The organism is Ectobacillus sp. JY-23 (genome assembly GCF_023022965.1).
Classification (GTDB): domain Bacteria; phylum Bacillota; class Bacilli; order Bacillales; family Bacillaceae_G; genus Ectobacillus.
On record NZ_CP095462.1, the window covers coordinates 1341403 to 1366053 of the forward strand.

Annotated in this window: 29 protein-coding genes; 4 read left to right on the top strand and 25 right to left on the bottom strand. The window is 38.6% G+C overall.

What is annotated here, in order from left to right; translation table 11 throughout:
- Positions 1–91: 91 nt before the first annotated feature.
- The 6 genes from phnF to MUG87_RS06970 form a co-directional block, all read right to left on the bottom strand.
- A complete protein-coding gene (gene phnF, locus MUG87_RS06945; RefSeq protein ID WP_247086781.1) occupies positions 92–823 on the bottom strand; it encodes a phosphonate metabolism transcriptional regulator PhnF in 732 nt (243 codons plus the stop codon).
- Positions 765–1541, bottom strand: a complete 777-nt coding sequence (nagB, locus tag MUG87_RS06950; RefSeq protein ID WP_247087554.1) for a glucosamine-6-phosphate deaminase — start codon at positions 1539–1541, stop codon at positions 765–767. Before nagB ends, phnF begins: the two co-directional genes overlap by 59 nt.
- Positions 1541–2695: an N-acetylglucosamine-6-phosphate deacetylase gene (gene nagA, locus MUG87_RS06955; RefSeq protein WP_247086782.1), complete on the bottom strand. Its 1155-nt coding sequence runs from the start codon at positions 2693–2695 to the stop codon at positions 1541–1543. Before nagA ends, nagB begins: the two co-directional genes overlap by 1 nt.
- A gap of 137 nt (positions 2696–2832) precedes the next feature.
- A complete protein-coding gene (locus MUG87_RS06960; RefSeq protein ID WP_247087556.1) occupies positions 2833–3639 on the bottom strand; it encodes a ComEC/Rec2 family competence protein in 807 nt (268 codons plus the stop codon).
- Between the two features lie 272 nt (positions 3640–3911).
- Positions 3912–4487 carry an SMC-Scp complex subunit ScpB gene (gene scpB / locus MUG87_RS06965; protein WP_247086783.1) on the bottom strand — a complete coding sequence of 192 codons (576 nt, stop codon included), beginning with the start codon at positions 4485–4487 and terminating at the stop codon, positions 3912–3914.
- A gap of 85 nt (positions 4488–4572) precedes the next feature.
- The gene (locus tag MUG87_RS06970; protein ID WP_247086784.1) at positions 4573–5319 is read right to left on the bottom strand and encodes a segregation/condensation protein A; all 747 of its coding nucleotides are present in this window, start codon (positions 5317–5319) and stop codon (positions 4573–4575) included.
- A gap of 265 nt (positions 5320–5584) precedes the next feature.
- Between MUG87_RS06970 and MUG87_RS06975 the strand changes: the two genes are divergently transcribed.
- Positions 5585–6100, top strand: a complete 516-nt coding sequence (locus tag MUG87_RS06975; protein WP_247086785.1) for a DUF309 domain-containing protein — start codon at positions 5585–5587, stop codon at positions 6098–6100.
- A gap of 11 nt (positions 6101–6111) precedes the next feature.
- Here MUG87_RS06975 and MUG87_RS06980 read toward each other — a convergent pair whose 3' ends face one another.
- Positions 6112–6474, bottom strand: a complete 363-nt coding sequence (locus MUG87_RS06980) for a GNAT family N-acetyltransferase (protein ID WP_247086786.1) — start codon at positions 6472–6474, stop codon at positions 6112–6114.
- Positions 6475–6890: 416 nt separating this feature from the next.
- The gene (locus tag MUG87_RS06985; protein ID WP_247086787.1) at positions 6891–7325 is read right to left on the bottom strand and encodes a peptidylprolyl isomerase; all 435 of its coding nucleotides are present in this window, start codon (positions 7323–7325) and stop codon (positions 6891–6893) included.
- A 183-nt stretch (positions 7326–7508) separates the two neighbouring features.
- Between MUG87_RS06985 and MUG87_RS06990 the strand changes: the two genes are divergently transcribed.
- On the top strand, positions 7509–8372 hold the full coding sequence (locus tag MUG87_RS06990) for a DUF1002 domain-containing protein (protein WP_247086788.1): 864 nt from the start codon (positions 7509–7511) through the stop codon (positions 8370–8372).
- A 163-nt stretch (positions 8373–8535) separates the two neighbouring features.
- Here the strand turns inward: MUG87_RS06990 and MUG87_RS06995 are convergent, their stop codons facing one another.
- The 14 genes from MUG87_RS06995 to MUG87_RS07060 all read right to left on the bottom strand — a co-directional run bounded on the left by MUG87_RS06995 (position 8536) and on the right by MUG87_RS07060 (position 18820).
- Complete coding sequence (locus tag MUG87_RS06995; protein ID WP_247086789.1) at positions 8536–9318, bottom strand: Cof-type HAD-IIB family hydrolase; 783 nt, start codon at positions 9316–9318, stop codon at positions 8536–8538.
- Between the two features lie 209 nt (positions 9319–9527).
- The gene (locus MUG87_RS07000; protein ID WP_247086790.1) at positions 9528–11009 is read right to left on the bottom strand and encodes a spore germination protein; all 1482 of its coding nucleotides are present in this window, start codon (positions 11007–11009) and stop codon (positions 9528–9530) included.
- On the bottom strand, positions 10981–11565 hold the full coding sequence (locus tag MUG87_RS07005) for a stage V sporulation protein SpoVABEA (protein ID WP_247087558.1): 585 nt from the start codon (positions 11563–11565) through the stop codon (positions 10981–10983). The genes MUG87_RS07000 and MUG87_RS07005 overlap by 29 nt, the downstream gene beginning before the upstream one ends.
- Before the next feature lie 5 nt (positions 11566–11570).
- Positions 11571–11921, bottom strand: coding sequence for a stage V sporulation protein AE (gene spoVAE / locus MUG87_RS07010; RefSeq protein WP_247087560.1), 351 nt, complete (start codon positions 11919–11921; stop codon positions 11571–11573).
- Between the two features lie 14 nt (positions 11922–11935).
- Positions 11936–12949, bottom strand: coding sequence for a stage V sporulation protein AD (gene spoVAD / locus MUG87_RS07015; RefSeq protein ID WP_247086791.1), 1014 nt, complete (start codon positions 12947–12949; stop codon positions 11936–11938).
- A 13-nt stretch (positions 12950–12962) separates the two neighbouring features.
- The gene (spoVAC, locus tag MUG87_RS07020; RefSeq protein ID WP_290429020.1) at positions 12963–13409 is read right to left on the bottom strand and encodes a stage V sporulation protein AC; all 447 of its coding nucleotides are present in this window, start codon (positions 13407–13409) and stop codon (positions 12963–12965) included.
- Positions 13410–13419: 10 nt separating this feature from the next.
- Positions 13420–13842: a stage V sporulation protein AB gene (locus MUG87_RS07025; RefSeq protein ID WP_281503681.1), complete on the bottom strand. Its 423-nt coding sequence runs from the start codon at positions 13840–13842 to the stop codon at positions 13420–13422.
- On the bottom strand, positions 13829–14449 hold the full coding sequence (locus MUG87_RS07030) for a stage V sporulation protein AA (RefSeq protein WP_247086792.1): 621 nt from the start codon (positions 14447–14449) through the stop codon (positions 13829–13831). Before MUG87_RS07030 ends, MUG87_RS07025 begins: the two co-directional genes overlap by 14 nt.
- A gap of 269 nt (positions 14450–14718) precedes the next feature.
- Positions 14719–15477, bottom strand: a complete 759-nt coding sequence (gene sigF / locus MUG87_RS07035) for an RNA polymerase sporulation sigma factor SigF (protein ID WP_247086793.1) — start codon at positions 15475–15477, stop codon at positions 14719–14721.
- 12 nt (positions 15478–15489) lie between these two features.
- Positions 15490–15930: an anti-sigma F factor gene (spoIIAB, locus tag MUG87_RS07040; protein WP_247086794.1), complete on the bottom strand. Its 441-nt coding sequence runs from the start codon at positions 15928–15930 to the stop codon at positions 15490–15492.
- Positions 15931–16281: an anti-sigma F factor antagonist gene (gene spoIIAA, locus MUG87_RS07045; RefSeq protein ID WP_124563529.1), complete on the bottom strand. Its 351-nt coding sequence runs from the start codon at positions 16279–16281 to the stop codon at positions 15931–15933. It lies immediately after the preceding gene.
- Positions 16282–16451: 170 nt separating this feature from the next.
- Positions 16452–17630 carry a D-alanyl-D-alanine carboxypeptidase family protein gene (locus MUG87_RS07050; protein ID WP_247086795.1) on the bottom strand — a complete coding sequence of 393 codons (1179 nt, stop codon included), beginning with the start codon at positions 17628–17630 and terminating at the stop codon, positions 16452–16454.
- A 154-nt stretch (positions 17631–17784) separates the two neighbouring features.
- Positions 17785–18276, bottom strand: coding sequence for a hypothetical protein (locus tag MUG87_RS07055; protein WP_247086796.1), 492 nt, complete (start codon positions 18274–18276; stop codon positions 17785–17787).
- A 124-nt stretch (positions 18277–18400) separates the two neighbouring features.
- Positions 18401–18820 (bottom strand): MarR family winged helix-turn-helix transcriptional regulator, encoded by a 420-nt coding sequence (locus MUG87_RS07060; protein WP_247086797.1) that lies wholly within the window; start codon positions 18818–18820, stop codon positions 18401–18403.
- A 214-nt stretch (positions 18821–19034) separates the two neighbouring features.
- Between MUG87_RS07060 and MUG87_RS07065 the strand changes: the two genes are divergently transcribed.
- Both MUG87_RS07065 and MUG87_RS07070 read left to right on the top strand, forming a co-directional pair.
- Positions 19035–19682: an SIMPL domain-containing protein gene (locus tag MUG87_RS07065; protein WP_247086798.1), complete on the top strand. Its 648-nt coding sequence runs from the start codon at positions 19035–19037 to the stop codon at positions 19680–19682.
- 90 nt (positions 19683–19772) lie between these two features.
- Positions 19773–21053 carry an NCS2 family permease gene (locus tag MUG87_RS07070; protein ID WP_247086799.1) on the top strand — a complete coding sequence of 427 codons (1281 nt, stop codon included), beginning with the start codon at positions 19773–19775 and terminating at the stop codon, positions 21051–21053.
- A gap of 82 nt (positions 21054–21135) precedes the next feature.
- Here MUG87_RS07070 and MUG87_RS07075 read toward each other — a convergent pair whose 3' ends face one another.
- Genes MUG87_RS07075 through deoB form a run of 3 tightly spaced genes read right to left on the bottom strand, consistent with a single transcriptional unit; the run spans position 21136 to position 24459 of the window.
- Entirely contained in the window at positions 21136–22440 is a 1305-nt protein-coding gene (locus MUG87_RS07075) for a pyrimidine-nucleoside phosphorylase (RefSeq protein WP_247086800.1), read from the bottom strand.
- A 13-nt stretch (positions 22441–22453) separates the two neighbouring features.
- A complete protein-coding gene (locus tag MUG87_RS07080) occupies positions 22454–23269 on the bottom strand; it encodes a purine-nucleoside phosphorylase (protein ID WP_247086801.1) in 816 nt (271 codons plus the stop codon).
- 11 nt (positions 23270–23280) lie between these two features.
- Positions 23281–24459 carry a phosphopentomutase gene (deoB, locus tag MUG87_RS07085; protein WP_247086802.1) on the bottom strand — a complete coding sequence of 393 codons (1179 nt, stop codon included), beginning with the start codon at positions 24457–24459 and terminating at the stop codon, positions 23281–23283.
- Between the last annotated feature and the right edge of the window lie 192 nt (positions 24460–24651).

Consider the following 24651-nt stretch of genomic DNA (forward strand, 5'->3'; position numbering starts at 1 on the left):
CGGAAAACGAACACCTGTAACGGAAATCAACAACTAACTTTAACAGAGCCTATAACAAAGAAAACTTCACGCCACAAGCGTGAAGTTTTCTCTATTTCTGTCGAGAGACGGTTGTAATAAATTTATAACGATCACCCCGATATATGCATTTTACATATTCGATTGGTAAATCTTTTTCATCATAGGACGTTTGCTCAACAACGAGAACTGGTGCACGATGCGCAATTTGCAGATGGGTAGCCTCTTCCTCTCCAGCCACAGAGGCTTCAATTGTCTGTGTAGCACGAAGTAACTTATACCCCAGCCTTTCTTCTAAATGTTCATACAAAGAATGCTGTAGAATGGTTTCATTCATGTCTTTAACAACATCTGCCGAAAGATATGTTGTCTCATAAGCAATAGCCTCTTGATTGGCTAAACGAATACGACGAATTTCGTATACGGAAGCTCCTTCAGCTATCTTTAATTTCCCAGCTATTTTAGCAGATGCATCGACAATGCCGAAGCTAAGCAATGTACTACTTGGATGCATGCCCCTCATTTTCATATCCTCAGTAAAGCCTGTCATACTTTGCAGACGTTGTTCCACTTTTGGTAATTGTACAAATGTTCCAATTCCTCTTTTTCGTGATAGATATCCTTGCTCGACTAGATTGTTGACAGCTTGTCGAATTGTCATTCGACTTACACTAAATTTTTCACATAACTCATTTTCAGACGGAATCTTATCTCCCGGTTTCCACTCTCCGGACTCAATTTGGTTTTTAACCCATTCTTGAATTTGATAATAAATCGGAAATGGAGAATACTTGTTGATGCTCATACAAACTCTCCTCACTACATAAAGATAAAGCCTGCTGATCAGTGATGATAAGCACATCGGGATGTTCGCGAAGTATAGTTGCAGGGCAGTCCTCCGTTATAGGGCCTTCCAACAGTTCTCGGATTGCTGATGCTTTAGCAGTACCCATAGCTAGCAACATAATTCGCTTTGCTTTCATAATTGATGCAATTCCCATTGTAATAGCATGCGTCGGCACATCGCGTTCATGTTCAAAAAAACGACGATTTGCGCGTCTTGTTGATTCTGTCAATTGGATAACATGTGTTCGTGAAGAAAATGACGTACCTGGTTCATTAAAACCAATATGTCCATTTTCTCCAATGCCTAGTATTTGCAAATCAACTGGATACTCATCTAATATCTGTTCATAGCGTAGGCACTCTTCCTGTAAGTTCGACGCCATTCCATTTGGCAGAAAACTTTTTTTGAACGAGATATGCTCAAATAGTTGTTTCTTCATAAAATAATGGTAGCTATTTTCATGATTGGCAGGCACATTTATATACTCATCTAAGTTTACCGTGACTGTATGGCTTACATCAAGATGATTTTCTCTCATCAGTTTATATATCCCCATTGGAGAACTACCTGTAGCCATTCCTAAAACTGGAGTAGATTGTGTACGTAGTACTTCTACTATCCAATCATAACCCGCTTTTGCTAACTCTTCATTTGAATTTACTGTAAGTATCTTCATCATACTTCTCCCCCATTACTATAATTTAAATGAATGCCACATCTTACTGTATCTTCAATAAACAACTTTTCATTTAACATGACAAAGTCCGCATCTTTTCCTCGCTGTAGTGCTCCTTTGTTATGGAGCTGAAACTCTTCTGCTTGATTAATTGACGTCATGAGCACTGCTTCTTCAATCGTACAACCAGTAAAGGCAATAATATTTCGAAATGCTTCATCCATTTTAAGAACACTTCCTGCCAACGTCCCATCTGCTAATGTAGCTTTTCCTTCTTTTACAAACACCGTTTGTCCACCAAGTTCGTATGCCCCATCCTTTAATCCTTTTGCTCGCATTGCGTCTGTAATAACACTTATTCTCTTTGCACCTTTTAAACGATAAGCAAGTTTAATCATTTCTGGATGAACATGAATACCATCAGGGATAATTTCTACCATGGTATCTTCTTGTAATAACACATAGCCCACTACGCCTGGCTCGCGATGATGCATTGGTTTCATCTGGTTGAATAAATGTGTAGCGTGAAAGATATTTTGCTCTTGCAGTTGCGCAAATGTGGCATCAGAATGTCCGACAGTGCCAATGATTCCTTTTTCTTGCAAATACCTCCCAAAAGCTTCCCCATTTGTTTCTTCAGGAGCATATGTGACCAGCTTAATTAAATCATTGCTGTCTTCCTGCCACTTCTTGAATTGTTCAATATTAGCTGGAACGATGTGTTCCATTGGTTGCGCACCTGCTCTCTTTTTTGATACATAAGGTCCTTCTAAGTGGATATAAGGAAAGTGAGCCCCTCTTTCTTTTGCTTCTCTCACGCTTTGCAACGCGTTAGTAATAGCTTGGTCAGATTGTGTCATAGTAGTGGGAAAAAAAGATGTAACACCTTCTTGTAGCAACTGATCTTCAAGTGCCAGTAACATTTCCGCTTCCCCATCCATCACATCAATGCCATACCCGCCATGAATATGAATATCAATCATTCCTGGAATGATGATACGACCTGCTGCATCATACACTATTTCATCGCCAGAAGCTTTGTAATTCTTCATACTACCTACTTCTTCTATCACGTTGTTATATCGAATATATCCTTCTTCAATTACTTCATAACCGGTATAAATTTTAGCTCGGATAATAACTTTTCGTTTCATACAAAATCCTCCTCTTATTGGATTGGACTTTTATTCTCATACTAGACATTTAGTTGTCTATACATTTAGAAGTATACCTGATATCTTTAAATTTGAAAAGAAAAAATGAAGAAAACAAGTCTATCTTCTCATTCTCTTCATTTTAAAAGTGGCAAAGGAGTTTTTTCATTAATAATGATGCTACTTCCATCCGTTTGGAATTCTATATCTCCTGACGCAGTCGAATAAACTTGCATACCATATTTACGTAGCCTCTTCATCACACTTTGATGGGGATGACCATATGGATTTCCCTTTCCGTAAGACAACACAACAAATTGAGGATTAGCATTTGTAAGCAAACGCGCACTCGATGACGTATAAGAGCCGTGATGACCAATTTTTAACACATCTGCATGCACACTATATCGGTCCATAATTCTTTTCTCAGTCGCAACATCTGCATCTCCCATTAAAAGAAAATCTGCTTTATTATAACGAAGTTGAAGAACAATGGAAGATTCATTATTAGCATCTTTTTTCTTGCCGTCATTTAATATACGAATGGATACATTAGGATCTAATGGCAGGAACTGCCCTTCTTTCGCTGCAAGAAATGGAATTTTACGCTCCTTGACACTTCTTATATACATCCGGTATGTTAACGAGTAATAATGCTTACCGCTATCTAGTATCATTGTGACAGGTATCTGCTGAATCACTTGTATTAACCCACCAATATGATCCATATCCGGATGTGTGCTGATTACTAAGTCTAATTTTTTAATTTTTTTCTCAATTAACTTATGAATAACAGCTTCCCCAGCTTCATGGGGACCTCCATCAATTAATATATGCTTGCCGTTTGGAAGAGAGAGTAGCGCCGAGTCTCCTTGTCCAACCTTTAAAAAGGTAACCGTAAGAGGCGTACGTTGCAATTCACGAGCAATTCCCATTACCGGCATAGAGGGAGAATAACCGGCATAAGATACACCGGATAAGCAAAAGCAAATAATAAATATTATGCAATGGGAGATCCGTATCAACTTTAATCGGCCACCTCCTTTTTCATATTGTTTCCCAATCAAAAATCACTATACAATTCATAGACAATATACAGTGTATTATGGGGCTTCATCACATGAAGATGAACAATACAAAAGGACGTCATTTTACATTTTTCTATTGATATACTCGGCCACTCCCTCCAGCATTTTCTCTCTAAAAAAACCAGGTCCTAGTCAAGGGAAACCTGGTTCAATGAATCAAAAAACAAATCAGCTTCTTCTAATTCCTCTGTTTCCTTTGGTAACGGAGGCAACTCTTTTAAAGATTGTAAACCAAATGCATCTAAAAATTCTTTTGTTGTGCCATATAAAATGGGCCTACCTGTTCCTTCTGCACGCCCCATTTCTTTAATAAGTAATCTCGCCATCAATGTTTGCAATGCTTTATCTGTTTTGACACCACGAATATCCTCAATTTCCGTTCTCGTGATGGGTTGCCGATATGCAATAATCGCAAGTGTTTCTAATGCAGCCTGCGATAAACTGGAAGACGTTGGTGATTCAATTAACTTTTTATAATAAAGAGCATGCTCTTTTTTCGTAATTAAACGATATGCTCCTCCATGCTCAACCAGCCTAAAACCACGGTCTGGCTGTTCATATGTTTCTCGTAGCTCTTCTATAATAGAAGAAGCTTCTTCCATTGAAAGGCCAAGCACATACATAAAACGCGACATTTCAATTCCTTCTTCACCGGCCGCAAATAATAATCCCTCTGCAACCGCTTTTTGCTCGATATAACTCAAAATCATAGCTCCTTCCATTCTCGCTTATCCGTAAATGGCCCCTGCCGTATCTTTTTGCTGGCATTCTGAACTCAATCACACTCTTTTATAACATTGAAGCATGTTGCGACTTCATAACATAAATATTCTCGAAATTATGCTCCTGCTCAATAGTAATCAGCTTCTTCTTCATCAGCTCCAAAATAGCTAGAAAACTTGTTACCAGTATTTCACGTTCATCTGTTTCGAATAATTCATCAAATCGCTTTTTACTTGTACCGTTTTCTAATTGTTGCATAATTTCTGCCATTCTTTTTTCAATAGAGATTTCCTGCCTAACTATTTTGGTTATAAGTGGTTTTTGTACCTTTTTTCGCCTCAAGAGTTTCTGAAAGGCAGCTAACATATCATACAAAGTAACATCTACAGGGATATACTCTCCTTGTTCCTGTTTTTGATAGTCAGTGAAATCAACAGGTTCTCTTGTAAACAACTGTGCACGCTCTTGTTCCTTTTCTCTCAGCTGTAAAGCTGCTTGTTTGTAGCTTTGGTAAGCCAATAGCCGCTCCATCAGTTCTTGCCTAGGGTCTTCTAAGAGCTCTTCCTCAACCCACTCTTCTTCATGCTTAGGCAGTAGCATTTTACTTTTTATTGCCAGTAAAGTAGCAGCCATTACTAAATATTCACTTGCTACGTCTAATTGCAGTTCTTTCATGGTATGAATATAATTTACATACTGCTCTGTAATAACAGCAACTGGTATATCATATATATCAATTTCATATCGATGTATTAAATGCAGCAGCAAGTCTAACGGACCTTCAAATGCATCTATTTTAATATTGTACTGCACGAGCATCCCACCAACTATTTTCTATAACAGTATAAGTATAGAGCATGTTGCAACACTATCCAACAAAAAAATATATATTGCGCTTTAAGTTATATGTACAAGTAGCAAAACCCTCTCTGTCTTAAATGTGATAAAGAGACAGTTGTTATTTAGCTAAGTTCAACGCTTACAAAAAGCACATCCTGATAAAATCATAGGTATTGCGGGAAAAACGGATGACGTATATAGTACAATGACAATACAACGAATAGAAGGAGGAAGAGTTTTGTACCCTCAGGCGTATATACAATACTTAATTCACTTTCATGGAGATCGGGATTATTTTGAATGTCACGAAATACTGGAGGCGTACTGGAAGGAAAAACCGAAAGGACAACGCGATGCTTACCTGGTTGGTTTCATACAAATTGCAGTATCACTATATCACTACAGAAGAGCTAACATGGAAGGTGCAAAACGCATGATGCAAAGCGCTCTTCGTATTTTAAGCGGGGAATTACACATCATGCCCACACTGGGGCTTGATGCAACACAGCTTATTGAATTGCTTACTGAGACACTGCATCGTATGCAAACAAACGAACCTTATACCGATATTAACTTGCCTCTTATCGCGGAGGATTTAAAACAATTATGCGATACGGAATGTAAAAAACTCGGTTTTATATGGGGACAATCAAGCAACACCGCCAATATTTACCTTATCAACAAACATACATTACGAGATCGTACAGATGTCATTGCCGAAAGAAATAAGCAAATACAAAAAAGGCAGAGATAATTCTCTGCCTTTTACAACTGTATCGGATCCGCCTCACATTTCTCACAAAAAGAAGCTGTATGCTCATTTCCGCATACGGTAACACCCGGCATCATAGAACGAAGCTCCTGTACCATTTTTGTTCCAATTCCTGCATGACGGTGCGAAGGTGTGACACAAATATGCTGGATATGCACAATCCCATCTTCTTTTTTTACAGTACCGATAATTCCTAATACATCTTCATTTTCTTTCCATAAATACAGCTGCCAATTTTGGTTTTCTTCATATTCCTTAACCGTTACTTGCAGCTTTTTTAAATCCTTTTCGGTAGGCATAAATGAAAGAAGACCCATTGCAATTTTTTCGTAACTTTTTTTGAAACGAATCAGCATAAAATTTATCCCTTCTTATAAAAAAACTTTCTGACCCATACCACTACATATAATATACAAAGCTAATTTCACCATTGTCTTTTAGAATATGCGTGAACCACCTAAGAATGTCGTAAGTATTTCTTATTTTACATCATTTTATAAGCCGTGAGAAGGATTATATCTTGACTATTTATACCAGGGAAACAAAGTATACATAGGAAGAGATTACGTCCTGTTTACGAAACATGATAAGTACAATAGAACGTTATGAAGAGTACTAGTTTTACTATAGAAAACGCTTTATTAAATCGGTTGATGTCCACTGCAAAAGTTTTCTGTGCAGCTACGGAATCTACCCAGCTCCATCAATTCGAGAAGACTAAGTAACATCACACTTTTCCCCAACCTACAAGAAAAGACCTGAAAAACAGGTCTTATTCTTCCCAAACTTTCACTTCTTGCATGATATCGCCATTTCTCATAGCTAGTACTGTTTCCAGGCCGCTTGTTACTTGTCCAAACACTGTATGTACACCATCTAAATGCGGCTGTGGCTCATGAACAATAAAAAACTGACTACCGCCCGTATCTCTACCAGCATGCGCCATTGATAAAGCACCTGCTTTATGGCGATGCGGATTTCCTGCTGTTTCACACTTAATTGTATAGCCAGGGCCACCTGTTCCGTTCCCATTTGGATCGCCACCCTGACTTACAAAGCCTGGAATTACACGGTGGAACGTGAGACCATTATAAAAGCCTTCATTCGCCAACTTTTCAAAGTTTGCTACTGTTCCTGGCGCTTCATTTGAAAATAATTCAAATTCTACTTTTTTACCATTGTCCATTAAAATATAACCTTTTTTCATAACTGACAACCTCCTTATCGTTCATACTGCTCAATCATACCACATTTGGCTTATAAAATAAAAATAGCAGAATAGACGTTCGTCTTTATTTTTGATAAAATCCATCTAAAGTCCGATGACAAGGCATACAGTTATATTATAATTAGCATGTTGCCCTCAAAACTTTACAAAGGAGCGATAGTATTGAAAACAAAATGGTTAGCGCTTCTCCTTATATTTACATTGCTTGTGCCAACTTATGCACTTGCTGATGTAGCTGAAGGAGAGACAATTATTACACTGGGAGAAAACTTAACCGCAGAACAAAAACAAAAAGTACTCGACGATATGAAGGCGCCTGCCGACGCCCAAACCATTCTCGTTTCTAATGCGGAAGAGCATAAATATTTGAGTCAATACGTTCCCAAAGCTCAAATTGGGACAAAGGCTATTTCTTCCTCTAAAATTACGTATACAAAAAAAGGATCTGGCCTCGTGGTGCAAACCCACAATATTTCTTGGGTTACAGATGCCATGTACACCAATGCATTGATTACAGCAGGTGTCAAGGATGCCGACATATATATTACAGCACCGTTTCAGGTAAGCGGAACTGCTGCTTTAACAGGCCTAATGAAAGCATATGAAACAACCGCAAACAACCCTATTCCTGAGGAAGTAAAACAAGTTGCAAACCAAGAAATGGTTACAACTGCAAAGCTTGGTGATCAAATTGGTTCTGATAAAGCAGTAGAGCTTGTTACACGTGTAAAAGAAGCAATTGCTGAAAATCCGCCAAAAACAACAGAAGATTTACGAATTCTGATTGAAAAGTTAGCAAAAGAACTTGGAATCACTCTTACAGAGGAGCAACTAAATAATCTAGTTACATTATTTGACAAAATGAAAAACCTAAATATTGATTGGGATCAGGTTACGAATCAATTAAATAAAGCGAAAGAGCAAGTATCTGCCTTTTTAAGCTCGGAAGAAGGACAAACATTTCTTGATCAAGTCAAAGATATTTTTGCGAGTTTCATAGACTTTATTAAATCTTTGTTTAAATAAAGACATGTAATTAGAAAATAACTCTTATTTGAAAGTTACTGCTATGTAGTAAAAAAGAGAAGGAGCCTCCTGTGTAGGCTCCTTCTCTTTTTATATGAGATTTGTTGTTAAGTTCCATTATAGGGCCTCGCTTTCCTCGGGAAGCAGTAGCCTTCTCTTAAACTTATAGAAAAGCTAATTTCATAATAGCTTCTTCTACTGATCTGACAACATGAGCAGCACGCTGTTTTACACACGCAGGAGCATGATGTAATGAAAAAGAATGAGGTGTTACTTCAAACATGGAAATATCATTAAAAGAATCTCCTATGCATGCAACTTGATGCGGCAACACTTGCAAATGCTTCATCAATTTTTGCAAAGCTTGCCCCTTACTAACTCCAGCAGGCATTATATCTACAAAACCTGGACCTGAAATTACAACCTCCGCTTCATGACCGAACACATCTTTTAATTCATGATCAACTCGGGCGATTTCATCTTGCGTTCCGTGCAAAAAGAATTTAGACGGAAAGATACTTTCTCCCAATCTATCATGTAAATCTTCCATTTCAATCACTTCCAAGCCGTTGTTTTGCTCAAAGAAGATATAATCCTGGTTTTTGCTAACTGTATATCGACTTTCTCCTGCACATGCAATGTGAACCATTTGTTTTTCACTAATATATTTGTATATTTTTTGCGATAGAGTTCGATTGAATATTTCTTCATGTAACAATACACCATCTTTTGTTGTTAATACGGCTCCATTGAGACTAGCAGTGTGATACTCTACTTCTAAATCTCTAACAGCATGATGAATACGATGGGCAAACCGGCCTGATGCAAAGCAAATATCTGTCCCTTGTTCCGAAAGCCATTGTAAAGCCCTTTTATCTCGATTACAAACTTGATTGATTTGATACACAAGAGTGTCATCTAAATCACTGACGAAAAGTCGTACCATCTTATCACCTCTTCATTAATATTACTGCAAGTATAGCCGCATGATGTAGCATAACTAGATGCCACATCATATCGCTACCCCAACAAAGACGTATGTATAGTGATACTTTATCCTGCTTTTCACTCACACTCTATACCATATATAAAGTATACAAAAGATATGTGATAACTTCGTTAAGAATATATAAAAAATAGCAGAGATATTCTCTGCTATTTTGTACGATCGACATTCTGAGGATGAACAATACTAGGTCTGACCTTCATACTAGACATCGTTGGCCGAATAAAAATCTTCATGAGCGCCCCACCATCAAATGGTAAAAACGGCCATAAATATGGTGTTTGTAAGCTACGTATTGATGCCAACCAAAGAATAAGAATTGTTAAGCCAATCATAAAGCCACTCTCATGTAACCATGCTGTTAACAGCACAATGAAAATTTTTGCCACTTTATTTGCTAAGCTCAGTTCATAACTTGGTGTAGCATAAGCACCAATAACAGAAATTGCAGCATATAAAATGACTTCTGGCACGAACAAACCAACATCAATAGCGATTTGTCCAATTACAATTGCGGAGATTAAGCCGAGTGAGTTGGACAATGAGGTCGGTGTATGAATAGAAGCCATTCGCAGAAACTCTAAACCAACCTCAGCAAGAATAATTTGTAAAAAGGTTGGTAAATTTGTAACTTTACTCGGTCCAATAAAAGCTAAATTCGGTGGCAATAGTGCAGGATCAAACACAAACACAAGCCAAAATGGCAATAAGAATAAGGAAAACATAATACCTAGAAAGCGAACCCAGCGCAAGAATGTTCCTACTGCAGGGTTTTGTCTAAATTCTTCGGCATGCTGTACATGATGAAAATATGTAGTAGGTGTAATCATCACGCTAGGTGAAGTATCAACAATAACTAAAACATGGCCTTCTAGGATATGATTAGCAGCTACATCCGGCCTTTCGGTATATCGAACAAGCGGAAATGGATTAAATCCTTGCTTAACTAAGAATTCTTCCACTGTTTTATCAGCCATCGTAATACCGTCAATTTGAATGTTACTGAGTTCTTGCTTGACAATTTTAACTAAATCAGGATTGGCAATATCTTGTACATACGAGATACAAATATCCGTTTGCGAACGTTCTCCCACACGAATGATTTCATTACGTAGACGCGGGTCACGAATGCGTCGACGAATTAGCCCTGTATTTACGATAATATTTTCTACGAATCCATCCCGCGCACCACGTACTACCTTCTCAGTATCCGGTTCTGTTGGTGTACGACCTGGATAACTCCGTACATCAACTACAAGGGCCTCTGTCTCTCCCTCAATAAATACCACAATAAGTCCACTTAATGCTTGCAATGTTACTTCATTCATCGTTTTAATGCGACTAACTTGCTGATGAATTAACCTATTTTCAATTACAGACATGGCTATATCATGTCCATGTGGTTCTAACTCATTTAAATTAACAAGTTCTTCAAAAATATGAATAATAAAACTTGTGTCTGCCAACCCATTTACAAATAAAACACCTATGTTCCGCCCTAGAATTTTAAATTTACGTATACCTACATCAAACGTAACTCCAAGTCCTACCGTTTGCTTTAAATAGTTTTCATTATCACTTAAAAATGAAGAAATGGGAATATCAATGGTTTCTTTTTTCTTGGTCGACATAGAAGCCACTCCTTTCTAAGATGAGCTCAATTGCTTTTCTCGTGATGGGAGAACCTTTTTTTATATCATCGTTCATATACATCTTTCCAATATCACCAATTCCAACAACGACAGGGACATTTAACTTATCTAAGCAGTACACCGTATCCCCATTTATACGACCCATTTCCAAGTCAGCCAAACCAGATTTATCAACACCGTATTCTGTTAAATTCCCATGTCGATCTACACTTACATCTACACGTGTCCACTCAGAATGGTGTGTATTTGATGCGACAGCTAAGATGCCCAGTACTTCGATAGAGTGATGCTTCGCCACATATTGAAGTGCCCTCTCACCAGGTCCTTCTCCGATATACCCACTATCATCAAACATAACAAACACCGGATCATGTGGCGCTTTTAAAATTAAATGAACGATTTCTTTTCCGGTGAGCCTCGTTGGATTGCTCTGGGAGGCAGAAATACATCTTCCCCCAAATACTTTTGCCATATGTTCAATCGTTCGTTGGGCATATTCATCTCCATCGGTTACTAAAATTACCTTTCTTTTCATCATGTTTATCCTTTCGGCTTAAAAATAAGTGCCGCAAAAAAAGCAAATAGAATAGCCGCTGATATTCCTGCGGATGTTAATTTAAATATCCCCATGCCAATTCCTATATAACCGTGTTCCTTTGCAGCCACCATCGCACCATGCATCAATGAATGACCAAAGCTTGTAATGGGTACCGTTGCTCCTGCCCCTGCAAAGCGAATAAAATTATCATAAATACCAAATCCATCTAAAATAGCACCAATGACTACAAATATAGCCATTACATGCGCAGGCGTCAGTTTAGCTAAATCCAATAAAAGTTGTCCCACTACACAAATCAAACCGCCTACTACAAATGCATATACAAAGTCCATAAAAAATTTCATGATTATACTCCTTTCACCCGTTCGAATACAACACCATGGGCAATTGTAGGAATCGATTCCTTTTGTTGAATCATAGTAGGGTTCAACAATGCACCTGTTGCTACAACCAAAATACGATTATACGTTCCTTTTTTCATTTCCTTAAGTAAATGCCCATACGTTACAACGGCTGAACAAGCGCAGCCGCTTCCCCCCGCAAATACCTCCTGATCTTTGTTATAGATCATTAAACCGCAGTCATTGTATACATCTCCCATATCGTATCCTTCTTCTAATAACATTTGCTTTGCAATAGGCGTACCTACAGCTGATAAATCGCCTGTTACAATCAAATCATAATCAGCAGCCGTTCGACCCAAATCCTGAAAGTGTTGCGCTATTGTATGTACTGCTGCCGGTGCCATTGCCGAACCCATATCAAATGGGTCGGTAATTCCTAAATCTTGCACTTTTCCAAGTGTTGCTGCCATAATACGTATGGGACTTTTTATTGAACTAATGAGTGCAGTTCCTGCTCCGGTAACTGTGAAGGTGGCAGTATCTGGTTTTTGTCCACCGTATTCGGTTGGATAACGAAACTGCCGCTCGGCAGTAGCGTTATGACTGCTCACACTTGCCAATACACGATTGGCAAAACCGCCATCAACTAGAGCACTGCCTATTGCCAGTGTTTCCATTGATGTAGAACAGGCACCAAACATACCAAGAAACGGTATTCCTAGTTGTCTTGCTGCATAGTTGGCGGTAACAGTTTGATTTAACAAATCACCTGCTAAAAAGAAATCGATATCTTTATTTTGCAACGCTACTTTTTGGAGCGTTTTGCTTACAGAATCGCTCATTAGTTTTCTTTCTGCTAGCTCCCAATTATCTTCATTGCAATGCAAGTTATCATAGGTTATATCAAAATCAGATCCCAGCGGTCCTTCTGCCTCTTTTGGACCTACTGCAGTTCCGGTCTCCTGTACATAAATTTCATTTTCAAAGACCCATGTTTGTTTGCCAGTTAATCTCACTATCTTTCCCTCCTTACATGAATACCTTAAAGGTATAGCGAATCAAACCAACTACGTATGCAGCAACTACACCGAATACAATTACACTACCAGCAAGTTTAAACATATTGGTAGCTACACCAAGCACAATTCCTTCACTGCGATGCTCCATTGCAGCACTTGTCATAGAATTTGCAAAGCCTGTTACCGGTACAGCAGAGCCTGCACCGGCAAATTGTCCCAGGCGATCATATATGCCTAAACCCGTTAAAATGGCAGAAAACAGAATCAATGTTGCAACTGTAGGATTACCAGCATTTTTTTCTGTAAAATCAAAATAATGAATGTAGAATTTCATTAATCCTTCGCCAATTGCACAAATGACCCCTCCTACTAAAAAGGCCTTAAGGCAGTTCTTCACATATGGTGGTTTTGGTTGATAAGGTTTAATATTATTTTTATAATCATCTTTAATCGCCATAATAATCCTCCTATTTAATAAAATAAATCCAGTGAAACAACGAACCTAACACCTTTCCTAATACAATCGCCATCAGCAAGATGATAATTTTCCCTTCTACTCCTACACGTTTTGCTAAAATTGGTAAAACATTTAATACCTCTGTCAGCGCGGCAGCAAGCATCCCTACAAATACACCGCAAAACAAACCAATGGGGATTAACCAATAAGCAGATATAAAAAAAATCGTATCTCGCAAGCTGACCCAGCCACCAAACAAGGTACCAAAAATGACTGCCCATTCGTATACGTGAATGAATTGTATGCTTTTCGTTAATTGTGTTAACCGCGGAATAACACCAAGCACTGTCAAAAATGCAACAAATCCTCCGCCGACTGCAAGCCCCCCGGCAAACCCGATAAAAATTAGAAACACATATTCAATGATCTTCAATCTTCTTCATACTTTCTCTGTTTTCATTCATCATCACGTATTGATCCAATGATTGTTGATACTGAAACATCTCCACTTCAAGCGGACTTGGTTCTTCGTTGATTCGCTTTTGAAATACATGATTAAAGAACAATACCATACCAAGTCCTAGTCCAATGGAATAAGGGATTTGCAGTACTAAAGGCTTATCCACCCACTCCCCTGTTACCATACTATAGATACGCTGATGCACTTGTTGCATGCTAACATCCTCGTGGAAATAAATAATAGCAAGACCTGATCCGAAAAACAGCAACAGCCATACCCCTACAAAAAACAGGGGATTTACCCTCTTTTTTTCATATACAATCTCAATAACGACTTGAGCAGGACCAACTGTATTTATCTCTACATCCTCTTCATAAGACCGAATTACTTCAATCACCTTCATTACGTCAATCACAACATGTGTCTTATCTTTAGGCGTAACCTTGTATACAACTAACTCCTTCAATATACTAACCATTTCTTCATCGCCGGATAATTGCGCTACATCCCGCAGTTTAATCTGATATGCTGGCGATACTTGTAGGCGCTGGCGCATCTTAACATATACAGGCTGTCTCAACACAATCCCCCCTCAGCATTTCTTTGTACTTGTAGTATGGATGTTACAAAATCTTCTAATACCACTTTTTTAACACCAATATGAAAGAAGTCTCTTCTTAAAAATCATAAGAATGAAATCTACTTGGACAGGGAAAACTAGGGAAACAAATATCTTTTAAAAAGGACTTTGTTAAAAATCATTGTTAATTTACGTTGCAGGGGTTCGTTTTTTAGTACTCTCCCTCTAATCAACAGATACAAACACAGCCAACAAAAAAACCGAACAGGCTAATCGCCTATTCGGTCCTTCATTTGTTGCAATACACGCTTTTCCAGCCTTGATACTTGTACCTGAGAAATCCCTAACCGTTCTGCAACTTCTGACTGGGTTTGATCCTTATAATAGCGTAAATATACAATTAAACGCTCTCGTTCGTCCAATTGCTGAATAGCTTCTTTTAGTGCTAATTTATCAAACCATTTGGCTTCAGATTGGTCGGCAATCTGATCCAAGATTGTGATAGGATCGCCATCATTTTCGTACACCGTTTCATGTATAGACGAAGGAGGTCTACTTGCTTCTTGTGCCATAATAACCTCTTCTGGTGTAAGCTCTAATGCCTCGGCAACCTCGGTAATGGTAGGTACACGTCCAAGAGATTTGGCTAATTCGTCCTTTTTCTTTCTAACTTTATTACCAATTTCCTTTAATGAACGACTCACTTTGACAGTTCCGTCATCTCGTAAAAATCGCTGTATCTCTCCAATAATCATTGGTACAGCATACGTAGAAAACTTAACATCAAATGATAAGTCAAATTTATCAACGGATTTTAACAAACCAATACATCCAATTTGAAATAAATCTTCTGGTTCGTATCCCCGGTTGATAAATCGTTGTACTACAGACCAAACCAGCCTCATATTGGTCTGTACCAATGTATCTCTGGCCCCTTGATCTCCATGTTGACTTCTGTAAATCAATTCTTTTAATTCTTGATCCTTTAAATGCACTTTACCAGTGTCCTTTTTCACCTCTATGTCCATAGGCGCATCTCCTTAATTGCATAGAGCGTTGCTTTTTGACAAATACTTCGTCAAATGTATTGTGGTGCCGTAGCCTTCACCAGAGATGACTTCAACTTCATCCATGAAGTTTTCCATAATTGTGAACCCCATACCTGAACGCTCTAATTCAGGTTTTGTTGTAAATAGAGGCTGTCTAGCTTCCTCTAAATCTGTTATTCCAATTCCTTTATCTCGAATGGTAAGTCTTACTGTACCATCTTCTAGTACCACTGAAATATAAACCATTCCTTCCGGATCGCTTTCATAACCGTGGATGATAGCATTTGTAACAGCCTCTGAAACAACAGTTTTAATCTCAGTCAATTCTTCCATTGTGGGATCGAGCTGTGCAATAAACGAAGCAACTGTGACACGTGCAAAAGACTCGTTTTGACTTAATGCCGAAAACTGCAAATGCATCTCATTCTTCATTTATGCCACCCCCAATGTTGCAAGAGCTCGTTCTTCATCGGCTTCCAAACGAACGATTTTAAACAAACCCGACATTTCAAATAACCGTTTTACAGCAGGCGAAATGGCACAAACAACCATTTCTCCGCCCAAGCTTTTGATATGCTTGTATCGACCTAATATAACACCAAGACCTGAGCTGTCCATGAAGCTTAATTGTTCCATGTTTAAAACAATATGATGAATACCGTTTTTTTCTACCATGTTTGTTACTTGCGTACGTAGCTCTTCAGCAGTATGATGATCTAGCTCTCCTTCTAGCCGGATACATAGAACATCGCTTTTCACTTCCATGCTAATTGAAAGGCTCACTCTTACTTCCTCCTTTATAGGCGCACAGCGCGGAAAGTATAGGAACATCTTTCGCTTAACAGATTCTTTATTCCTTCTTAACGACAAAAGAAGTGCTTTTTCGTAGGAAACATCCAATTTTCTTAAACAATAAACAGGGAACATCTAAGCGACATCAAGTCGCTTAGATGTTATTGAGACTTGGAAAACAAGCTAATGGTTCTTTTAAACAATTCCCACAAACCTGCCTCTGTGATATCCTCGCTTGCCACAAGCGGTTCTTTAGCAATGACTTTATTTCCTGTTTTAACAACCAAGGTACCTAGTACACTTCCCTTTTTAATAGGAGCCTTTACCTTTTCTTCCATCACGATGTCTTCTGTTACCTTTGCGGCATTCTCTCCGCGCTTAAGCAGTAGTGAAACGTTATCGGAGGCAACCAAGTTGACTGTTTGCTTCTTGCCTCGACTTACTTCAAGTTTCGCAATTATTTCATCTTTTTTATACAATTTCTTTGTTGTATATTGACTAAATGCATAATCAAGTAGCTTTGTTACTTGTGCATTTCTCTCTTTTGATGTAGGCGCTCCCATAACAACAGCAATTGCGCGCATACCATTTTTTTCTGCTGATGCTGTTAAACAGTATCTTGCTTCTGTTGTAAAACCTGTTTTGACACCATCTACACCTGGATAAAAACGAACTAGTTTATTTGTATTGACAAGCCAAAATTTCTTTTCTGTGCTTTCTCGTAAATAATCTTCATACTTTCCTGTATATTGACGAATAAGTGGATATTTCATCAATTCTCTCGCCATCACAGCCATATCGTATGCAGTAGAGTAGTGATCTTTTGCAGGCAAACCAGTTGGATTTTGAAACTGGGTATTCTTAAGCCCTAAACCCTTCGCTTTCTTGTTCATCATATTCACAAAGTCTTCCATAGAACCGGCAATATGTTCCGCCATAGCTACAGATGCATCATTGCCTGAGGCAATTGCAATACCTTTTAGCATTTCGTCCACGGTCATCTCTTCACCTGGCTCAAGAAAGATTTGCGAGCCTCCCATAGATGCAGCAAATTCACTGGTACGTATTTTATCAGTAAGTTTCAGCTTGCCGCCTTCAATTTGTTCCATAATGAGCAACATGGTCATAATTTTTGTCATACTGGCAGGCGGTAATTTTTCGTTTCCCTGCTTTTCAAATAATACCTGCCCTGTATCTTGCTCCAGTAATACAGCGGAGGATACATTGTCTACAAGGTTTGGAGAAGTTGGTTTTTGAGAAGTGTTTTCAGATTGCGCAAACCCCGACTGAGTTGGGAACAATAGGGCAAAACATACGAAAATACCGAAGAGTCTTTTCATCAATATACCTCCAATCAATATCAATCCTATTCTTTCCAAAAGACACATTTATATACCTGTTTTTTCCTTTAAATATAAATAAGACCGATGCAAATACCGGCCTTATTTTATGAATATAGTAGCACTCATATAAATTATTTCACTATATATGCTTTTAACGAGAAGAAGCATTCGTATCTAAAATAGACTTTTTAACAGAAACACTTTCTGCAATGCGCCATATGCCATGCTCTTTAGCAAACACTTGTATAAAACAATTTTCACCGTTGCGCTGAAGACTCGTTTCTTGCTTTACTTTATATAAAGCTTCTACATAGCGTACTTGCACGTTATGGGCCCCAAAGTGTGAAATGTATTTAGATAAACGAGGTATATACTGCATGGCTTGCGGAAAAGACAGCTCTTGCTCCGTAACTAAGGATGCTTCTGTTATATTAAAGATTGTATTTTTGTCTTTAGGGCTATGAATGAATAGCACCTCATTTTGCATCGCTTTTGTCCATAAGCTTGCATATTGCAAATAATCATGTGTATTCAAATATCTCATTTCCTTCTCAATAATAAGAGGGGGTGTTAACTCCTTTGCGGCAACAGGAATAGTAAACCATGTACAAATAGCTACTGTAAGTACCAATCGAATCATCATTTCTTCGTCCTTTCTTCACATACTATCCAAAGTATGGAAGAAAATCGGAGTAATTATACTGACCTCTATATACAAAAACAGACTCTTTAGAAGACGGTATTTCTTTTGTCTTCTAAAGAGTCTGTTATAATACACGTTCGAATAATTCTACAACCATTCGCATTTCTTCATCGCTCCACTGTGCAAACCGTTCTTTATAGTACTGCTTTCGCCGCTCTTCTAGCTCACGTGCCACTCCTTTACCTTTTTCCGTAATCTCCAAATACACAATTCGACGATCTGAATCAGAGCGCTTACGAATGACAAGTTCTTTACGAACGAGACGATCTGTTACTGCTGTAATGTGGCTAGAGGTTACATTTACTTCACTTGCAATTTGAGATGCCATTTGCGGACTTTTTGTATACAAAGCACGCAGAACCGAAAATTCATTCCATGGCATGTACTCATCAAACAATTCATTAATATCCTGTTGCAACATACGAAACATTTGGCGAAAAGACGCCGACAGATGTAAAATGAGTGCTTCTCGATCTTCTCTCACGGTTCTCGTTCCTTTTATATGTATTTTAGACTTATTATAATGGATTTCCTGTACGAATTGTATCCTTTCTTTCACTACTTGTTTGATTTTTGTATATAGGCCTATCATAAACATTATTTACTAAATACTGAGAAATTGTCCAAGTTGTTATCCATATATAATATATAAGCATCTTTATTCGTTTTATACAAACTATAAAAGGATGGTGGGTACAATGCATTACGGTCCCGGCTTATATCCGGATTATCGACACATGAAAGATTCACAGTTAACATTACAAGGAGAAGGCACTGTTACTGTAAAACCTGATGTTGTTGTAATAACACTCGGCATCTCTACAGAAAACGAGAATGTTACTGCAGCGCAGGCTGAAAATGCCCAAAAATCAGCTGCTCTTTTACAAGCATTACAACAGCTAGGGATTCAATCTGAAGAAATTCAAACCATTTCCTATACAATTACACCAGAATATAACTACATAGATGGAAAAGCCCTTCTCCGTGGATATCGGATTGAACATCTGTATGAAATCACAGTCTTGAATGTACAAAAAGCCGGTGAAGTATATGCTGAGGCTGTGGAAGCAGGCGCTAACATTGCAAGGGGACTTTCTTTTCGCATTTCTAATCCAGAACCGTACTATAAGCAAGCTCTTACACTTGCTATTCAACAAGCACAAGAAAAAGCAAAAACAGTTGCAGGTGCACTAGGTGTAAATGTAAATCCCGTTCCCTTCACTGTAACAGAAGAATCGAATAGTCCTTCCCAAGAGCTGACCTTTTCTGCTAAAGCAACTCCTTCAATCGAGCCAGGTATGTTGAGCATTAGAGCTACTGTTACAACAGTATTTGCCTATATATAACTTGTGCGTTTTTTGGTATAATAATAAACGGTGAGCCCTTTTTGGGTGTCACGGGTGGGAGAGGGATTTTGTTTATAAAGAAGGTCAAATATGAAAGGACTGTTGGAACGTATATTTCATTTACGCTCTCACGAAACATCGTCTAAACAGGAGCTACTAGCAGGCACAACTTCATTTTTTACAATTGTGTATATTATGGTCGTAAATGCTGCCATTTTAGCAGATGCCGGCATTCCGCTTGAGGCGGGCATTCTGGCAACTGTTTTCACTTCATTTGTCGGATGTCTGATTATGGCTTTTCGAGCGAACGCTCCAATCATTCTTGTACCTGGCATGGGAGTAAATGCATTTTTTACATTTACTATTGTTCACGGTATGGGACTAAGTTGGCAGGAAGCACTAGGCGCTGTTTTTATGTCGGGAGTTTTATTTGCTATAACAGCTTTTACACCACTTGCAAAAATTTTGTCCGATACAATTCCCAAATCACTTAAAGAAGCCATTACGGTAGGTATTGGGGTATTTTTAGCGTTTATCGGTTTACAAAAGGGCGGTTTAGTCGTAGCAAATACAAATACAGCTGTTGCCATGGGAGACTTACACGATCCCCACGTCATCGCAACTACTTTAACTTTAGTGATTGCGGTTATCTTATTTATTCGGAATATCAAAGGCAACTTTTTATTGACGATTGCAATTGGCACAATAATTGCGTGGGTATTTGGTATTTTGGAAAGTGAACGTTCTACTTTTTCGATAAGTGACTATGCTTCCGTATTTGGAGCTATGTCTTTTGCCCGTATTGCAGACTTAACCTTTTGGATGGCAACATTCTCTTTAAGTATGGTACTTATTTTTGAGAATATGGGATTGCTGCATGGTATGCTAGAAAAGAAAGAAAAGTTTACAAAGGCCTATCAAGCAAACGCACTATCAGTTTTAACATGTGGTCTACTTGGTACAAGTCCTACTGTTTCTACCGTGGAAAGTGCGGCTGGTATTACAGCTGGTGGCAAAACTGGTTTAACCGCATTAACGACAGGCGTGCTGTTCTTGCTTTCTTTGCTTGTATTACCTTTTGTTCAAATTATTCCCGATAATGCAATTGCTCCAATTTTGATTATTATTGGGGGATTAATGATGACAAACATGCAACAGATTAATTTGCAGGACTTTTCTGAAGGCTTTCCTGCATTCCTGATTATTGTAATGATTCCGCTGACTTACAGTATTGCTGATGGAATTGCCTTTGGATTTATCGCATACCCAATTTTAAAATTGGCTCTTGGTAAAAAAAGCGAAGTAAATAGACCGCTGTATGTGATTGCCTCTCTATTTTTACTTACATTTGTATTGCATGCGCTGACGTAAGAAAAGTGCATATAGGTTGTTCATAAAGTTTATAAATTCTCCATAAAGAAGACCGTCAGGATATCCTGACGGTCTTCTTTGATTATTTTGTAACGATGTCATGTACCAATTTCGGCTCTGCAACATGTTCTTTTGAAATTTTAATGTTGTCATAAATCATTTGCTTTACTTTTTCAACATCTTCTGTATTAGCGTGAATTGTTACTAAGGATTCACCCTTTTTAACAACTTCACCGACTTTTTTACGAAGCATCAATCCGACAGCCAAATCAATTTCCGATTCCTTCGTTGCACGACCTGCACCTAGCAGCATCGCTGCTGTACCAATCTCATCCGCAATAATTTCTGATACGTAACCATCTTCCTTGGCTTCTACCTCAATGATATACTTCGCTTGTGGCAATTGATTAGGGTTGTCTACCACAGATGCATCTCCACCCTGTGCTGATAGGAATGTTTTAAACGCTTCAAGTGCTTTTCCATTTTCCATCACTTCTAGCAGCTTTTCACGAGCATCTTCTAATGAAGAAGCTTTTCCTGCTAAGAAAACCATTTGGCTGCCCAATGTTAAACATAATTCCTCTAAATCTTTTGGACCTTTACCTTGTAGTGTATCAATCGCTTCTTTTACTTCTAATGCGTTTCCGATAGCAAAACCGAGTGGCTGACTCATATCAGATATAACAGCCATCGTGTTGCGACCTACGTTGTTGCCAATGCGAACCATTGCTTGCGCTAATGCCTTTGCATCCTCTGTAGTTTTCATAAACGCACCCGCGCCTGTTTTTACATCAAGTACAATTGCATCCGCACCTGCCGCAATTTTCTTACTCATGATAGAGCTAGCGATGAGTGGAATAGAATCCACCGTAGCTGTCACATCACGAAGCGCATAAAGCTTTTTATCAGCAGGTGTTAAGTTTCCACTTTGACCGATAACAGCAATTTTATTTTTGTTTACAAGATCAATAAATTCTTGATTCTCAATTTCAACATGGAAGCCGGGTACAGCTTCTAATTTATCAATTGTTCCTCCTGTGTGACCCAAGCCGCGTCCTGACATTTTTGCCACAGGTACGTCAAGTGCTGCAACAAGCGGGCCAAGTACAAGTGTTGTTGTATCGCCTACCCCCCCTGTAGAGTGCTTATCTACTTTGATACCCTCAATTGCTGATAAATCAATAGTATCTCCACTGTTTACCATTGCCATTGTTAAATCCGCACGCTCTTGATCTGTCATGTCTTTAAAGAATACAGCCATTGCGAAGGCACTCATTTGATAATCAGGAATATCACCTTTTGTATAACCTGTAATAATGAAATTAATTTCTTCTGTTGTTAATGCTTGACCATCACGTTTTTTTGCAATTAGATCTACCATTCTCATCGTCATTCACCTCTTATTTCATTTCGCTTACTAATTCTTTAACAAGAGCCAAGAAATTCGCTTTCACGCGCTCCGTGGTTTCAATTACTTCACCATGATGGAGCGGCTGTTCTAAAATACCTGCTGCCATATTGGAAATACAAGAAATACCAAGAACCTTCATTCCTGCATGACGAGCTACAATTACTTCTGGTACAGTAGACATGCCCACTGCATCTGCACCAAGTGTACGGAACATACGAATCTCAGCAGGTGTCTCATATGTAGGACCCGTAACAGCTAAGTACACACCTTCTTGTACCGACATATGTAAACGCGCTGCTGCATTCTTCGCTAAATGGCGAAGCTCTTTGCAATACGCTTCTGACATATCAGGGAAACGTACACCGAATGCCGCTTCATTAGGACCAATTAACGGATTTGTACCCATGAAATTGATATGATCAGATAAAATCATTAAATCTCCTGGAGCAAATGATGTATTTACACCACCAGCTGCATTTGTGACAATTAACTTTTCTACTCCCATCGCTTTCATAACCCGAACAGGGAATGTGACTTTTTGCATATCATATCCCTCATAATAATGAAAGCGTCCTTGCATAGCCACAACTGGAACACCGCGCAAGGTTCCAAATACAAGTTGTCCTGCATGACCTTCTACTGTAGACACAGGAAACTCAGGAATTTCCTCATATGGTACTTTGACTGCAGATTCAATCTCATCAGCCAATACCCCTAATCCTGAACCCAAAATTAAACCTACAACAGGTACAGTTCCATACTTTTTCTTTAAATATGCTGCCGCTGTTTCAATATGCTCTCTCATTTTATCTCCCCCTATTGTAAATCTTTTAAGAAGCTTTCTCCGTACTGTGGCATTTTGACACCAAAGTTTTCTGCTACTGTGGCACCCACATCAGCAAAAGTACGACGAACCGAAATTTCCTTGCCACCCTTCATAGATGGACTATATGCTAATAAAGGAACATACTCACGTGTATGATCGGTTCCAGGATGAACAGGATCGTTACCATGATCAGCTGTAATTAACAGCAAATCATCATCATTTAGCTTGTTTAGTACCTCAGCCAAACGTGTATCATATTCTTCTAACGCTTCACCGTAGCCCTGTGGATCGCGGCGATGTCCGAACAACGCATCAAAGTCTACAAGATTTACAAAGCTTAAGCCTTTAAAATCCATATGAAGGGTATCTATTAATTTGTCCATACCATCCATATTAGATTTTGTGCGGAGTGCTTTGGTAACGCCCTCATTATCATAAATATCGGAAATCTTTCCAATTGCGATTACATCATAACCACCGTCCTGTAACTCATTCATAACAGTTCTACCAAACGGCTTCAGTGCATAATCATGTCGGTTTGCTGTACGTTTAAATGCACCCGGCTCTCCAACAAACGGACGAGCAATAATACGACCAACCATATATTTCTCATCTAAGGTAAGCTCCCGAGCAATCTTACAAATCTTATATAATTCTTCAAGTGGTACAATTTCTTCATGTGCAGCAATTTGTAACACACTATCGGCAGATGTGTACACGATTAAGTCGCCTGTTTCCATATGCTCCTTGCCAAGCTCATCTAAAATCTCCGTACCGGATGCGGGTTTATTCCCAATAATTTTTCTTCCAGATTGCTTCTCTAATTCATCTAGTAACTCTTTTGGAAAACCATCGGGAAATACACGAAATGGCGTATCAATGTAAAGGCCCATAATCTCCCAATGACCCGTCATCGTATCTTTACCTGCTGACTTTTCTTCCATCTTTGTATAGCATGCTAATGGTTGCGCGGTACGCTCAACACCTTTAACAGTGCCAATATTACCAAGCCCTAATTTAGCCATATTTGGCATATGTAATCCATTCATGTGTTCAGCAATATGTCCCAGTGTGTTGGCACCCTTATCTCCGTATTTTTCAGCATCAGGTGCCTCTCCTATGCCAACGGAGTCCATTACGATTAAAAAGATACGTTTGTATGTATTCATTTATGCGTCCCTCCTGTTTTTAGTTAGTATGTACGAAACTGCCAAATAGTTACTCAATTTTTTAAGTCAGATGTCAGACATCATCTACTTATATCATATCATGTTTACGCTTTCTTTTACACCGCTTTTTAAGTATATTCACAACAATTTTGACTTGCTTATTATAACGCATTGCTTACTGTCAGACAAATA

Bases quoted from the DNA above. Each gene is read 5' to 3' on its own strand.
- phnF (WP_247086781.1), bottom strand. From the start codon at position 823: ATGAGCATCAACAAGTATTCTCCATTTCCGATTTATTATCAAATTCAA.
- nagB (WP_247087554.1), bottom strand. From the start codon at position 1,541: ATGAAGATACTTACAGTAAATTCAAATGAAGAGTTAGCAAAAGCGGGT.
- nagA (WP_247086782.1), bottom strand. From the start codon at position 2,695: ATGAAACGAAAAGTTATTATCCGAGCTAAAATTTATACCGGTTATGAA.
- MUG87_RS06960 (WP_247087556.1), bottom strand. From the start codon at position 3,639: ATGCCGGTAATGGGAATTGCTCGTGAATTGCAACGTACGCCTCTTACG.
- MUG87_RS06980 (WP_247086786.1), bottom strand. From the start codon at position 6,474: ATGCTGATTCGTTTCAAAAAAAGTTACGAAAAAATTGCAATGGGTCTT.
- MUG87_RS06985 (WP_247086787.1), bottom strand. From the start codon at position 7,325: ATGAAAAAAGGTTATATTTTAATGGACAATGGTAAAAAAGTAGAATTT.
- MUG87_RS06995 (WP_247086789.1), bottom strand. From the start codon at position 9,318: ATGGTACGACTTTTCGTCAGTGATTTAGATGACACTCTTGTGTATCAA.
- MUG87_RS07000 (WP_247086790.1), bottom strand. From the start codon at position 11,009: ATGTCGACCAAGAAAAAAGAAACCATTGATATTCCCATTTCTTCATTT.
- MUG87_RS07005 (WP_247087558.1), bottom strand. From the start codon at position 11,565: ATGAAAAGAAAGGTAATTTTAGTAACCGATGGAGATGAATATGCCCAA.
- spoVAE (WP_247087560.1), bottom strand. From the start codon at position 11,921: ATGGACTTTGTATATGCATTTGTAGTAGGCGGTTTGATTTGTGTAGTG.
- spoVAC (WP_290429020.1), bottom strand. From the start codon at position 13,409: ATGGCGATTAAAGATGATTATAAAAATAATATTAAACCTTATCAACCA.
- sigF (WP_247086793.1), bottom strand. From the start codon at position 15,477: ATGGACATAGAGGTGAAAAAGGACACTGGTAAAGTGCATTTAAAGGAT.
- spoIIAB (WP_247086794.1), bottom strand. From the start codon at position 15,930: ATGAAGAATGAGATGCATTTGCAGTTTTCGGCATTAAGTCAAAACGAG.
- MUG87_RS07050 (WP_247086795.1), bottom strand. From the start codon at position 17,630: ATGAAAAGACTCTTCGGTATTTTCGTATGTTTTGCCCTATTGTTCCCA.
- MUG87_RS07055 (WP_247086796.1), bottom strand. From the start codon at position 18,276: ATGATGATTCGATTGGTACTTACAGTAGCTATTTGTACATGGTTTACT.
- MUG87_RS07065 (WP_247086798.1), top strand. From the start codon at position 19,035: ATGCATTACGGTCCCGGCTTATATCCGGATTATCGACACATGAAAGAT.
- MUG87_RS07070 (WP_247086799.1), top strand. From the start codon at position 19,773: ATGAAAGGACTGTTGGAACGTATATTTCATTTACGCTCTCACGAAACA.
- MUG87_RS07075 (WP_247086800.1), bottom strand. From the start codon at position 22,440: ATGAGAATGGTAGATCTAATTGCAAAAAAACGTGATGGTCAAGCATTA.
- MUG87_RS07080 (WP_247086801.1), bottom strand. From the start codon at position 23,269: ATGAGAGAGCATATTGAAACAGCGGCAGCATATTTAAAGAAAAAGTAT.
- deoB (WP_247086802.1), bottom strand. From the start codon at position 24,459: ATGAATACATACAAACGTATCTTTTTAATCGTAATGGACTCCGTTGGC.